At 71.7% G+C, this 12,561-nt stretch carries 11 protein-coding genes and 1 riboswitch; of the genes, 8 read left to right on the forward strand and 3 right to left on the reverse strand.

Features of this window, described 5'->3' with window-relative positions; all coding sequences use genetic code 11:
• The first annotated feature begins 15 nt into the window (after positions 1–15).
• The 5 genes from ABD331_RS23070 to ABD331_RS23090 all read left to right on the forward strand — a co-directional run bounded on the left by ABD331_RS23070 (position 16) and on the right by ABD331_RS23090 (position 6,540).
• The gene (locus ABD331_RS23070) at positions 16–1,512 is read left to right on the forward strand and encodes a sensor histidine kinase (RefSeq protein WP_344478066.1); all 1,497 of its coding nucleotides are present in this window, start codon (positions 16–18) and stop codon (positions 1,510–1,512) included.
• A complete protein-coding gene (locus ABD331_RS23075; protein ID WP_344478069.1) occupies positions 1,509–2,174 on the forward strand; it encodes a response regulator in 666 nt (221 codons plus the stop codon). Before ABD331_RS23070 ends, ABD331_RS23075 begins: the two co-directional genes overlap by 4 nt.
• 73 nt (positions 2,175–2,247) lie before the next feature.
• Complete coding sequence (locus ABD331_RS23080; RefSeq protein ID WP_344478071.1) at positions 2,248–4,290, forward strand: N-acetylneuraminate synthase family protein; 2,043 nt, start codon at positions 2,248–2,250, stop codon at positions 4,288–4,290.
• Between the two features lie 28 nt (positions 4,291–4,318).
• Positions 4,319–5,299: a glycosyltransferase family 2 protein gene (locus ABD331_RS23085; protein WP_344478073.1), complete on the forward strand. Its 981-nt coding sequence runs from the start codon at positions 4,319–4,321 to the stop codon at positions 5,297–5,299.
• A gap of 2 nt (positions 5,300–5,301) precedes the next feature.
• Positions 5,302–6,540, forward strand: coding sequence for a polysialyltransferase family glycosyltransferase (locus ABD331_RS23090; protein ID WP_344478076.1), 1,239 nt, complete (start codon positions 5,302–5,304; stop codon positions 6,538–6,540).
• Here ABD331_RS23090 and ABD331_RS23095 read toward each other — a convergent pair.
• Together ABD331_RS23095 and ABD331_RS23100 are read right to left on the reverse strand one after the other, a co-directional pair.
• A complete protein-coding gene (locus ABD331_RS23095; RefSeq protein WP_344478315.1) occupies positions 6,524–7,690 on the reverse strand; it encodes a DUF6716 putative glycosyltransferase in 1,167 nt (388 codons plus the stop codon). The two genes, ABD331_RS23090 and ABD331_RS23095, sit on opposite strands and share 17 nt — an antisense overlap.
• 2 nt (positions 7,691–7,692) lie before the next feature.
• Positions 7,693–8,637, reverse strand: coding sequence for a hypothetical protein (locus ABD331_RS23100; RefSeq protein ID WP_344478078.1), 945 nt, complete (start codon positions 8,635–8,637; stop codon positions 7,693–7,695).
• A gap of 98 nt (positions 8,638–8,735) precedes the next feature.
• On the opposite strand from ABD331_RS23100, the gene ABD331_RS23105 reads away from it, so the two are divergent.
• The 3 genes from ABD331_RS23105 (at position 8,736) to ABD331_RS23115 (ending at position 11,578) form a co-directional block, all read left to right on the forward strand.
• Positions 8,736–9,557, forward strand: a complete 822-nt coding sequence (locus ABD331_RS23105; protein ID WP_344478080.1) for an aldo/keto reductase — start codon at positions 8,736–8,738, stop codon at positions 9,555–9,557.
• Between the two features lie 87 nt (positions 9,558–9,644).
• A complete protein-coding gene (locus tag ABD331_RS23110) occupies positions 9,645–10,598 on the forward strand; it encodes a Gfo/Idh/MocA family protein (protein WP_344478082.1) in 954 nt (317 codons plus the stop codon).
• A gap of 117 nt (positions 10,599–10,715) precedes the next feature.
• Positions 10,716–10,852, forward strand: a riboswitch (cyclic di-AMP (ydaO/yuaA leader).
• 12 nt (positions 10,853–10,864) lie between these two features.
• A complete protein-coding gene (locus ABD331_RS23115; protein WP_344478085.1) occupies positions 10,865–11,578 on the forward strand; it encodes a CHAP domain-containing protein in 714 nt (237 codons plus the stop codon).
• Between the two features lie 91 nt (positions 11,579–11,669).
• Here the strand turns inward: ABD331_RS23115 and ABD331_RS23120 are convergent, their stop codons facing one another.
• Positions 11,670–12,533 (reverse strand): alpha/beta fold hydrolase, encoded by an 864-nt coding sequence (locus tag ABD331_RS23120; RefSeq protein ID WP_344478087.1) that lies wholly within the window; start codon positions 12,531–12,533, stop codon positions 11,670–11,672.
• Positions 12,534–12,561: the final 28 nt, after the last annotated feature.

Consider the following 12,561-nt stretch of genomic DNA (forward strand, 5'->3'; position numbering starts at 1 on the left):
GCGTAAGTTTCGTACATGGAGGGGAATCCGATGCGGCGCTGGAGCCTGGCAGGGCAGATGCTGGTCCTGCAGTTGCTCGTGGTCGCCGTCACGGCGGCGGGCGGCGCGGTGCTGGCCCTGCTGCAGGCCCACGAGCTGCTCCAGGAGGAGGCGGGCGCCACGGCCAGGGCCGTGGCGGTCAGCGTGGCGGCCTCGCCCGACGTGCTGGAGGCGCTCGGCGAGCCGGATCCGAGCGTGCGGCTGCAGCCGTACGCGCAGCGGGCGCGGGCGGCGACGGGAGTCGATTTCATCACCATCATGAGGACGGACGGCACCCGCTACACCCACCCGAACGAGGCCGAGATCGGTAAGCGGTTCCTCGGCCACATCGAGCCCGCGCTGCGCGGCGAGACGTTCACCGAGACCTACACCGGCACGCTGGGCGCCTCCAAGCGGGCGGTGACGCCGGTCATGGCGGGCGGGCAGGTGCGAGGGCTGGTCAGCGCCGGGATCACGATCGAGCGGATCAGCGCCAGGCTGCGCGACCAGCTCGCCTGGGGCGGCCTCATCGTGGCGCTGGCGCTCGGCCTGGGCGCGGCGGGCACCTGGCTGGTCACCGCGCGGCTGCGCCGCCAGACGCACGGCCTGGGCCCGGTCGAGCTGGGCCGCATCCACGAGCACCACGACGCGGTGCTGCACACCGTCAGGGAGGGCCTGCTGCTGGTCGGCAGGGACGGCACGCTGACGCTGTGCAACGACGCGGCCCGGCTGCTGCTCGGCCTGCCCGCCGACGCCGAGGGCCGCCACGTGCGGGAGCTGGGCCTGGACACCGTACTGGCCGGCGACGAGGAGCGCGTCCACCTGGTGGGTGACCGGGTCCTGGCCGTCAACAGCGCCGCCAGCAGGCTGGGCACGGTGGTCACCGTCCGCGACCACACCGAGCTGCAGGCGCTGACCGGCCAGCTCGACGCCGAGCGCGGCTTCGCCGAGTCGCTGCGCTCGGCCGCGCACGAGGCGGCCAACCGGCTGCACACGGTCATCACGCTGGTGGAGCTGGGCCGTACCGAGCAGGCGGTGGCGCTGGGCACGGCGGAGCTGCGCGCCGCGCAGGAGCTGACCGACCGGGTGGTGGGCGCGGTGCGCGAGCCGGTGCTGGCGGCGCTGCTGCTGGGCAAGAGCGCCGAGGCGGCCGAGCGCGGCGCCGAGCTGGTGATCACGCAGGACAGCGAGCTGGACGACCCCGGCCTGGACCCCCGCGAGCTGGTCACGATCGTGGGCAACCTGATCGACAACGCCATCGACGCGGCCGGCCGGGTGGAGGTGCACCTGAGCGCCGGGGAGCGGGAGGTGCTGATCAGGGTGTCCGACGACGGGCCGGGCCTGACCGGCACGGACGCGTTCGAGAAGGGCTGGACCACCAAGGGCGACGGGCGCGGGCTGGGCCTGGCGCTGGTGGGGCAGGCGGTGCGGCGGCTGGGCGGCACGATCGGGGTCGAGGGCTCGACGTTCACGGTGAGGCTGCCGAAACCATGATCTCCGTGCTGGTGGTCGAGGACGAGGAGATCACCGCCGAGGCCAACCGCATCTACGTCGGGCGGGTGCCGGGCTTCGAGGTGGCGGGGGTGGCCAGGTCGGGCGCGGAGGCGCTGCGCTTCCTGCGCGGCCGCCCCGTGGACCTCATCCTGCTCGACCTGTACCTGCCCGACATGCACGGCCTGGACGTGTGCCGCGCCGTGCGGGCGGGCGGCCTGATGTGCGACGTGATCGCGGTCACCTCCGCTCGCGATCTGGCCATGGTCCGTTCAGCGGTGTCGCTGGGGGTCTCGCAGTACCTGCTCAAGCCGTTCACGTTCGCGACACTGGCGGAGAAGCTGTCGCGTTACGCCCGGTTCAAGGAGGAGGCGGGCCTGGCCGTGGGGCAGGGCGACGTGGATCGGGTGCTCGCCACCCTGCGGGGTCCCTCGGAGCTGCCGAAAGGCATGGCGCGCGACACCCTGGACGCCGTGGCGGCGCAGTTGCGGGCGCACCCGGAGGGGATGGGCGCGCAGGCCGTGGCGGACGCGATCGGAGTGTCGCGTGTGACGGCCCGCAGATACCTGGAATACCTGGTCGAACGGGGTGTGGCGGCCCGCATCCCGCAGTACGGCGGAGTGGGCCGGCCAGAGTTGCTCTACCGGATCCCCATGGAAAGTTAATGGTGGTGACGCTGGCCGTTCAACCCGGCCCTCTAGCTTCTGGGTGCAATCCGATGCACTGAGGAGACACACCTTGCGAGTCCTGGCCGTTGTTCCCGCCCGCGGAGGTTCGGCGGGCGTTCCCCTGAAGAACCTCGCCCTGGTCGGGGGCGTCCCGTTGGTCACCCGGGCGGTGCGGGCCTGCCTGCGCGCCGAGCTGGTGGACCAGGTCGTGGTCAGCACCGACCACGACGGGATCGCCGAGACCGCCAGGCAGGCGGGCGCGACCGTGGTCGAGCGCCCGGCCGAGCTGAGCGGCGCGACCGCCTCCAGCGAGTCCGCGGTGCTGCACGCGCTCGACGCCCTGGGCGAGGACCCGGAGGTCGTCGTGCTCGTCCAGGCGACCAGCGCGTTCATCGACCCCGGCGACCTGTCGGCGGCGGTGCGCAAGGTGCTCGACGGCGAGGCCGACTCCGTCGTGTCCGGGCTGCCCACCCACGAGTTCCTGTGGACGGCCGCGGGCGGCGGCGTCAACCACGACCCGGCCGTCCGGCAGCGCCGGCAGGACCGCGCGCCGGAGTTCCGCGAGAACGGCGCCTTCTACGTCATGCGCACCGCCGGCCTGCGCGAGCACGGCCACCGCTTCTTCGGCGAGATCGCCGTCCAGCCGGTGCCCACCCAGCACGCCGTCGAGATCGACAACCCGGAGGACCTGGAGCTCGTGCGAGCGCTCGCCCCGTTCATCGACCAGCCCGAGCCGATCGACGTGGACGCCGTCATCACCGACTTCGACGGCGTGCACACCGACGACCGCGCCTACGTCGACTCCGACGGCCGCGAGATGGTGCTGGTCAGCCGGTCCGACGGGATGGGCGTCTCGCTGCTGAAGCGCTCCGGCGTGAAGGTCCTGATCATGTCCACCGAGCAGAACCCGGTGGTGGCCGCCCGCGCCCGCAAGCTCGGCGTGCCCGTGCTGCAGGGCCTGGCCGACAAGCGCACGGTGCTGGCCGACTGGCTGCGCATCGAGGGCCTCGACCCGGCCCGCGTCGCCTACGTCGGCAACGACGTCAACGACCTGGGCCCGATGTCCGAGGTCGGCTGGCCCGTCGCCACCCCTGACGCGCACCCGCGGGTGCGCGCAGCCGCCCGCGTGGTGCTGACCAGCGCCGGCGGCACGGGCGCGGTGCGGGAGCTGTGCGACCGCGTCGTGGCCGCCCGGCCCGAGCCCGAGCCCGCTCCTGCGGCGGTGCGCACCCGGCCGCACTTCGCCCCGGTGGCCATCGGCGACGTGCTGGTCGGCGACGGCGAGCCGGTGTACGTCATCGGCGAGATCGGCATCAACCACAACGGCGACATCGACCTGGCCAGGCAGCTCATCGACGTGGCCGCCGAGGCCGGCTGCCAGGCGGTCAAGTTCCAGAAGCGCACCCCCGCGATCTGCGTGCCCGAGGAGCAGAAGGGCCAGATCCGGCAGACGCCGTGGGGCGAGATGACGTACCTGGAGTATAAGGAGCGCACCGAGTTCGGCCGCGACGAGTACACGCAGATCGCCAAGTACTGCGACGAGCGCGGGCTGCACTGGTTCGCCTCGCCGTGGGACGTGCCGTCGGTGGAGTTCCTGGAGGACATGAACGTCCTCGTGCACAAGATCGCCTCGGCCAGCGTGGCCGACCACGAGCTGCTGCGCGCCCTGGCCGCCACCGGCAAGCCGCTCATCCTGTCGACCGGCATGTCGACGCTGTCGGAGATCGACGCCGCCGTGGAGATCCTCGGCACCGACAAGCTGATCATGATGCACGCCACGTCCACGTACCCGCTGCCGCCCGAGGAGGCGAACCTGCGGACGATCACCACGCTCAAGGAGCGGTACGGCGTGCCCGTCGGCTACTCCGGCCACGAGCGCGGCCTGCAGATCTCGCTGGCCGCGGTCACGCTCGGCGCGGTGACCGTGGAGCGGCACATCACCCTCGACCGCACCATGTGGGGCTCCGACCACGCCGCCTCGCTGGAGCCGTCCGGGCTGGAGCACCTCGTGCGCGACATTCGCATCATCGAGCAGGCCATGGGCGACGGCGTCAAGCGCGTCTTCCCCGGTGAGGAGGCTCCGAAGGCCCGCCTTCGCCGCGTGACCGTCTGACCGGAACCATCAGGAAGAAACGACAACATTGATCACGCTCTCGGTCGTCGTGCCCATCAGGGACGGCGAGCGCTTCATCGCCGACGCGCTCACCTCGCTGTCCCGCAACGCGCGCGGCGACTTCGAGTTCATCGTCGTGAACGACGGGTCCGTGGACGCCACGGGCGACATCATCGACGACTTCATCGGTGAGCTGCCCGGCCTGGTCGTGATCCGCAACCCCGCCCCGGTGGGGCTGGCGGACGCGCGCAACACGGGCCTGTCGGCCGCGACCGGCCGGTACGTCACCTACCTGGACGGCGACGACTGGCTGGCCCCCGGCTACCTGGCACGGCTCGTCGAGGCGATCGACGGGCTCGGCTGCGACTTCGTGCGCGTGGACCACGTGCAGGTGGAGGGCCGCAAACGGGTCGTGCACCGGGCCCCGCTGGCGCGGCGCGGCTCGGTGCTCGACCCCCGTGACGCCATCCTGCCGGCGAACGTGCGCACCATGGTCGACTACCCGTACGCGTGGGCGGGCGTCTACAGGCGCTCCCTGGGCGACCTGCTGCACTTCCCCGGTTCCCTGCACACCGCCGAGGACCGGCCGTGGATCTGGCGGCTGCACAGGGAGGCCGCCACGTTCGCGGTGGCGTCGCTGGCAGGGGTGTTCTACCGGCGCATGGTTTCGGGGTCGCTGACCCAGGTGGGCGACGAGCGCCAGCTCCACTTCTTCGACGCGTTCGAGCTGGTCTTCAAGGACCTGGAGCCGGAGTTCCTGCCCAAGGCGGCGCGCAACTTCTGCGCGCTGCTCGCCCACCACCTGGAGATCGGCGAACGGCTCACGCCCGCGCTGCGCGCCCGCTTCGAGGAGCGCGGCGCGCAGATGGTGCGGGCGCTGCCGCCCGAGCTGGTGGCCGAGTCGGTGTCGCGGATGTCCGTCGAACGCGAGGCCATCCTGCGGGCACTGGTGCCCGATCTGCCCCCCAGCCCGCACGTCCGGGTCCGCCGCGACCGGGAGGAGTCCTAAAGGTGAAGGTCTTCTACGCCTCGACGCTGTTCGGGGCGATGTCGCTGGCGGCAGCCATCGACGAGGGCCGCTTCGGCGACGGCCGGCGCGTCCTGATCGTGTCGAACAACGCGGCCATCCCCGAGGTGTCGGCGCCGCTGGACAGGACGCCCGGCTTCGCGGCGCTGCGCTCCCGCTTCGACGAGGTGCACTCGTGGAACGAGCTGATCGCGCCGCTGCACCCGTCCGACTGGCGGGCCCGCGTCATCGAGGTGCCGATGACGGAGCGGCTCATCCGCTCCCACTGGGGCCTGGACGGCGTCGAGGAGCTGGTGCTGGAGTCGATCGCGGTGCCGCCCGCCCGCACCATCGCGGGCCTGGTGCGCGACTGCCCGATCTCGGTCTACTCCGACGGGCTGATGAGCTACGGCCCCACCCGCGACCCGCTGCCGGCGGAGATCTTCCGCCGCATCGGCCAGCTGATCCACCTCGACCTGGTGCCGGGCCTCAAGCCGCTGCTGCTCAGCGAGTACGGCGTCGCCCCCGAGATCCTGCCCGACGAGCGGTTCCTGTCGATCGTGCACGAGGTCACCGCCACCGCCCCCGACATGATGGCCGGGCAGGCGATGATCCTCGGCCAGTACCTGTCGGCGCTGGAGCTGCTGACGCCGGAGGAGGAGGCGGGGCTGCACGAGACCATGCTCGGGGCGCTGGTCGCGCGCGGCTTCACCGACGTGGTGTTCAAGCCGCACCCGGCCGCCGGCCGCCGGCACGCCCAGCTCCTGCGCGCCGCCGCCGGGCCGTTAGGGGTGCGGCTGTCGGTGGCGGGCGAGAGCGTGCCCGCCGAGGTGTGCTTCGCGGCGCTGCGGCCCGAGCTGGTGGTGGGCTGCTTCTCCACGGGGCTGGTGACGGCGCAGCGCTACTTCGGGCTGGAGGTCGCCTCGTACGGCACGGATCTGGTGCTGGAGCGGCTGGCCCCGTACGAGAACAGCAACCGGATCCCGGTCACCATCGTGGACGCCCTGCTGCCCAGGCTGTCGGCCGAGGGGCACATCGAGCGCCCGCCGGTCGTCGACCTTCAGGCGCTGGTGCGTTCCGTCGGCTACTGCATGCAGGCCGACACCTATCCCGACCTGCGGCCGGACAGCATCGACTTCGACCGGCGCTACTTCAAGCGCAAGCGCCTGGAGACGCTGGGCTTCGTCACCGGCAAGCCCAGCGCCCTCACCAGGATCCGCAGGAAGATCAGGTCAGCGATCTGAGGTAGCGGCGCATGCGGCGCTTGGCCCGGTAGCCCACCCGCAACATCTTGGGCGGCACCTCCACCCGGAGGCGGGCCCTGCGCCGCCCCGCCGCGTGCTCCGGCCCGTCGAGCAGCGACGTGGCGGGCCGGCGCGGCCGGGAGATCGCCAGCCCGGCCAGCAGCCCCGCCCAGTCGTTGTCCTCGGCGGGCTGGAAGTAGTTGGCCGCGCACCAGGCCTCGGAGGCGGTGCGGAACTCGCCGGCGGCCAGCTCGTCCATGGTGCCCAGCAGGTCGCTGCCCTCGAACACCAGGTTGATCATCTCGGCGCTCACGCCGAAGTCGCTCAGCACCAGCGACGGCACGCCCATCGCGATGGCCTCCAGCGCCGCCGTCGAGCTGACCGTCACGAACCCGGCCGCCCGCTGGAGCTGCTCCTGCATCGATCCGGCGGCGAACACCAGCCGCCCCGGCTCGCCCAGCTCCCGCCACAGCCGCTGGTAGTGGAAGCGCTCGTTGTGCGTCTGCCGCTCGTCCTCCAGCGCGCGCAGCTTGACCACCACGTCCAGGTCGGGCCGGTGGCGCGCCAGCTCGGCCAGCGACAGCAGGATGCGCTCGCGCTGCTCGCGCTCGCGCGGCACCTTGGCCTGCGTGGCGAACACCACCCGGTTGCCGCCCGCGCCCGTCAGCTCGGGCCGCAGGAACGGCAGCCGGGCCAGGCCGACCGCCCCTCCCCCGCCGAGCCTGGCCGCGATCTGCGAGAACTCGGCCACCTCCCGCTCGCTGTGCACCACGAACAGGTCGCAGCCGCTGCGGAAGATCCACGCCTTCTCCGTCGCCGGCACCGAGATGCCCGGCAGCCCGCTGACGAACACCGGCCGGGGCCGCAGCCCGTCGAGCACCTCGGCCACCAGCACGTCCACCACCGGCCCCGTGCAGGCCACCAGGATCACGTCGGGCTGGCTCCGCTCGGCCAGCCTGCGCACCGAGCGCGCCGACAGCACGGGCGGCGGATCGCCCGCCCTGCCGTTCACCGCCGCGGCGATCTGCTCCGCGGACGGGGCGATCGGCGTGCGCACCACGACCAGCTCGGTCACGCAGCCCGCGGGCAGGTCACCGAGCAGGCAGGCCGCCCATTTCAGATACGAGTCGGAGTCGGCGACCGCCAACACTTTCAACTGGACACTCCGGTCAAATGCGATCGCAGGGCGGGGGCCGCCCTGCTGGTCCACCAGTCATCGGGAACGTCCACGGGCTCCACGGCGACGCCGCGCGGGCTGAGCAGCACCCGCAGCGAGGTGATCGCCGTGGAGGGGAGGCTGAGCACGCGCTGGCCGGCGTCCAGGCCGCGCAGCGTCAGCTCGGCGGGCACGCCGGCGTCGTGGACGGTGATGCCGGGACGCTCCCGGATCAGGGCGACGTCCACGGGGTCCTCGCGGCGGTGCGGGTAGTAGGCCAGCGGCTCGCGCGCGGCCAGGTCGGTCAGCCAGCGCAGGTAGTGGTCGCGGTGCACGAGCCCGTTGCGGACCAGGGAGGTGCCCAGCACGACCGTGCGCTCGGCGGGGCCCTGGCTGCTCGGCGGCTGGGAGCGCAGCCAGGCGAAGTCGTGGCGGACGAGGTCGACGCCTGCCCGGCGGACGGCCTCCGCCAGCTTGTCGTCCACGTTCAGTGCGGTGAAGACCGACACCTTGCTGAGCCGCAGCCGCAGCGCGGCGGCCAGGCCGAGGGTGGCGCGCAGCCTGGTGGGGTCGGCGCGGGCGCGCAGCAGCGGCCGGTACGGGCCCGCGGCGAGCAGTTCGAGCAGCCGCAGCGTGGCCAGCCCGTCGTCCACGATGACGATGCGGCCCGGCCGGGAGGTGAGCCAGCGCAGCTGCACCTTGCCGGAGAAGGCGTCCCCGACGGCCTGCACGCGCCTGGGCATGCGCTCGCGCGGCTCGGCCAGCACCAGGCCGTCGGGCAGCCCCAGGGAGCGCAGCTCGCGCCGCGTGGCCTTCAGCGGCCGCAGGCCCGCCCGCGGCACGACAGCCGTCCGGGGGCCGAGAAGCCCGGCGTGGTGGGCCTCGACGGCGCACAGCATCTGGAGCGGGGACTCCACCCAGGCCGACGCCTGTTCGACCACTCGTTGCCCTCCCAGCGGGGTGATGGCCCGTTAACGACCGCTTCAAGCTAGCCCCACCGCCTTAAGCCCTCAGAAACGCGGCGTGAACAATGGAGGGTATGAATTCGCTCATGCTCAACACTGACGGCGTGCAGATCCCGCAGCTCGGCTACGGGGTCTGGCAGGTCCCGGCCGACGAGGCGGAGAAGGCCGTCTCCACCGCGCTCGAGACCGGCTACCGGCACGTCGACACCGCCGCCGCCTACGGCAACGAGGAGGGCGTCGGGCGGGCCGTGCGCGGGAGCGGGCTGCCGCGCGAGAAGGTGTTCGTGACCACCAAGCTGTGGAACGGCGACCACGGCCGCGCCGAGGCCGCCTTCGACGAGAGCCTCACCAGGCTGGGCCTCGACCACGTCGACCTGTTCCTGATCCACTGGCCGGTGCCGCAGCAGGACAAGTACGTGCAGGCGTGGAAGGCGATGGAGAAGATCTACCGTGACGGCCGGGCCAGGGCCATCGGGGTCTCCAACTTCACGGTGCAGACGCTCACCCGGCTCATGGAGGAGACCGGCATCACGCCCGCGCTCAACCAGATCGAGCTCCACCCGTACCTGCAGCAGCGCGAGATGCGCGCCTTCCACGAGGCCAACGGCATCCTCACCGAGGCCTGGAGCCCGCTCGGGCAGGGCCAGGGGCTGCTCGCCGACCCCGCGCTGGCGGTGCTGTCGGGCAAGTACGGCAAGACGCCCGCGCAGATCGTGCTGCGCTGGCACCTGCAGCTCGGCAACGTGGTGATCCCGAAATCCGTCACGCCCGCGCGGATCAAGGAGAACATCGACGTGTTCGACTTCATCCTCGACACCGAGGACATGTCGGCCATCGGCGCGCTGAACAAAGGACAGCGACTGGGGCCGGATCCCGACACGTTCAACATGACCTGAGTGACGGGCGTGACATTTGTGACGCCGCGCCCTTAATTACATATCCCCCCATAACCCTTCCTTTACCCGCCCTATAACATCGCCGACGTGCGAGATTTCACTTGGGGAATTGCGGCCACCGGCGGTATCGCCCGTACCGTGGGGGCCGCCATCGCGGCGGAGCCCCGCATGCGGGTGGCCGCCGTCGGCTCACGGAGCCTGGCCAGGGCGCAGGCCCTGGCCGCCACGCTGGGGGCGGAGTCGGCGTACGGCTCCTACGAGCAGTTGTGCGCCGACCCGGGGGTGGACGCGATCTACGTGGCCACCCCGCACGCGCAGCACCTGGAGGTCGCCGAGCCGGCCATCGCCGCAGGTAAAGCCGTGCTCTGCGAGAAGCCGCTGGCCGCCACCGTGGACGACGCGGAGAAGATGGTGCGCCTGGCGCGCGAGGCGGGCGTGTTCCTGATGGAGGCCATGTGGATGCGGTTCAACCCGCTCATCCGGCTCATCGCGGACGATCCGCGCTTCGGCGCGCTCCGCTCGGTGCAGGCCACGTTCGGCTTCGCCGCGCCCTACGACCCCGCCCACCGGCTGTGGGCTCCGGAGCTGGGCGGCGGCGCCCTGCTCGATCTGGGGATCTACCCGTTCGGGCTGGCCCAGCTCATCCTGGGCATGCCCGCTGACCTGCGCATCACCGGATCCCTGGCCCCCAGCGGGGTGGACGCGGAGGCGGCCGGGGCATTGCTCTACCCCGGCGGCCGACACGCTCTCGTGGCCGCCTCATTGCTCGGGAATTACCCGAACACCGCCTGTGTTGTAGGTACTCAGATGCGGGCGGACATCCCGGCGCCGTTCTGGGCTCCGCAGCGGATCGTTCTCACCGGGCCCTCCATGGAGCCGGAAGAGCATGTGCTCGATCCGGCGGACAACGGATATGCCGGAGAGCTACGTGAAGTCCGCGCCGCCACGGCCGAAGGCAGGACCGAATCCTCGATCATGCCTCTTGACGAATCCCTTGCCATGATGGGGCTTCTGGCCGACGCTCGCAGGCAGATTGCCTAGCTGAGCTTTTATGGATTTGTAATCCTCTTGCCTCATGTATTACCTTATGGGGCATCTCGGGACATAAGTCCGGTTTGTCCGGCTATGTCTGACCATCGCACGAAACATCGCAGGATCGTCCTGCGACCGCTGAATCCGCCTCCGCGCGGAACCGGGGACCCATGTCTTTGGGGCGAATCGGCACTCCGGTGCCGTAGGGCAGCTTCCACGCCCGAGCCCGTCAGCTAACCCGGTAAGCGGCATGGAAGCAAGGAGCACCTCCCTCGATGGCCATGAACCGTATCAACGCTGTGTCGAAGAGCAACATCGCCCGCGCCGCCCTCGGCGTCACCGTCATCGCCTCCGCCCTCGGCGCGAACGCCATGACGGCCAACGCCGACACCGCCACGGGCGTCGCCGCGGCCACCGCCGCCAAGCACCCCGCCACCGCCCTCGCCGCCCACAAGGCCGGCGCGGCGGACAACGACCGCACCGAGACCAAGATCACCGTCACCGCTGACCAGGTCCTGGCCATGGCCAAGGCCCAGGTCGGCACCTCCGAGAACTCCTACGGCGGCGGCACCAAGTTCCAGCAGTGGTACGCCGGCTCCCAGCGCGCCGGCGAGACCGTCGCCCGCGACGGCGGCAGCCGCTCCGCGTACCTGAACGCCGCCTGGTGCTCGATGTTCGTCTCCTGGGTCGGCGAGCAGACCGGCGCCCGCCCGCAGGTCGGCTGGGACGCCTACACCGTCGCCCACGCCAAGTGGTTCGCCGCCAACCACCGCTGGGGCACCACCGCCAAGCCCGGCGCCGTCGTGTTCTTCGCCTGGGACGGCGGCAAGAGCCTGAGCGACATCCAGCACGTCGGGTTCGTCGTCAAGGACAACCAGAACGGCACCATCTCGACGGTCGAGGGCAACACCGGCAACGGCAAGGTCGAAGAGCGTGTCCGGCCGAAGTCGCAGGTCGTGGGGTACGGGTACCCGCAGTACGCCGGCTGACCGGAACGTTCCAGGCTTCCTGCCCCTTGCCGTAGTGCGATCAGCGCGCGTCCCCTCCGGGGGGCGCGCGCTCTCGCATTTCCTGGCTAGTTCAGGACCACACCCGGTCGAGGAAGCCGGCGATGAGCGGCGCGATCTCCGCCAGGTGCGTCTCCAGCGCGAAGTGCCCCGTGTCGAACAGGTGCAGCTCGGCCCCCGGCACGTCACACAGGTAGGCGCGGGCCCCCGGCTCGGGGAAGAACGGGTCGTCACGGCCCCACGCGATGAGCGTCGGCGGGGTGTGCGAGCGCAGCCACGCCTGCCACGCCTCGTACCGCTCCACGTTCGTGTGATAGTCGAAGGCCAGCGCGACCTGCGCCTCCTTCCGGCCCGGCAGGTCGAGGAAGTACTGGTCGAGTATCCAGCCGTCCGGGGCTACCACGGCGGGGTCGGGCACGCCCGTCTCGTACTGGCCGCGCGTGCCGTCCAGGGTGAGCAGGTCGCGGATCGCCTGCTCGGCGCCCGGGATCTCCGGCCGCAGCGCGACGAAGTCCCTGGCCGCGCCGGACAGGCCCTCGGTGTAGGCGTTGCCGTTCTGCACCACCAGCCCGGCGATCCACTCCGGGTGCCGCCCGGCCAGCCGGAAGCCGACCGGCGCGCCGAAGTCGAACACGTACATCACGAAGCGGGTCAGCCCGAGCCGCCGCACGAACCCCTCCGTGACGTCCGCGAGCCGGTCGAAGGTGTACGTGAAGCCGCCGGGCGCCTCGGTGTGGCCGAAGCCCGGGTAGTCGGGGGCGATCAGCCGGTAGCGGGAGCCGAGGGCGTCCATGAGGCGGCGGAACTGGTGCGAGGCGGACGGGAAGCCGTGCAGGAGCAGCAGGACGGGGGCGTCGGGGCGGTCGGGGTGCGACTCGCGGTAGAAGACGCGGACGCCGTCCACGTCGAGGTGGCCGTGGGTGATGCGGGGCAACATGGCGTTCTAACTCCTTGGGCCTTGTGTA

The organism is Nonomuraea monospora (genome assembly GCF_039531895.1).
GTDB lineage: Bacteria > Actinomycetota > Actinomycetes > Streptosporangiales > Streptosporangiaceae > Nonomuraea > Nonomuraea monospora.

Bases quoted from the DNA above. Each gene is read 5' to 3' on its own strand.
- ABD331_RS23075 (WP_344478069.1), top strand. From the start codon at position 1,509: ATGATCTCCGTGCTGGTGGTCGAGGACGAGGAGATCACCGCCGAGGCC.
- ABD331_RS23070 (WP_344478066.1), top strand. From the start codon at position 16: ATGGAGGGGAATCCGATGCGGCGCTGGAGCCTGGCAGGGCAGATGCTG.
- ABD331_RS23115 (WP_344478085.1), top strand. From the start codon at position 10,865: ATGGCCATGAACCGTATCAACGCTGTGTCGAAGAGCAACATCGCCCGC.
- ABD331_RS23105 (WP_344478080.1), top strand. From the start codon at position 8,736: ATGAATTCGCTCATGCTCAACACTGACGGCGTGCAGATCCCGCAGCTC.
- ABD331_RS23120 (WP_344478087.1), bottom strand. From the start codon at position 12,533: ATGTTGCCCCGCATCACCCACGGCCACCTCGACGTGGACGGCGTCCGC.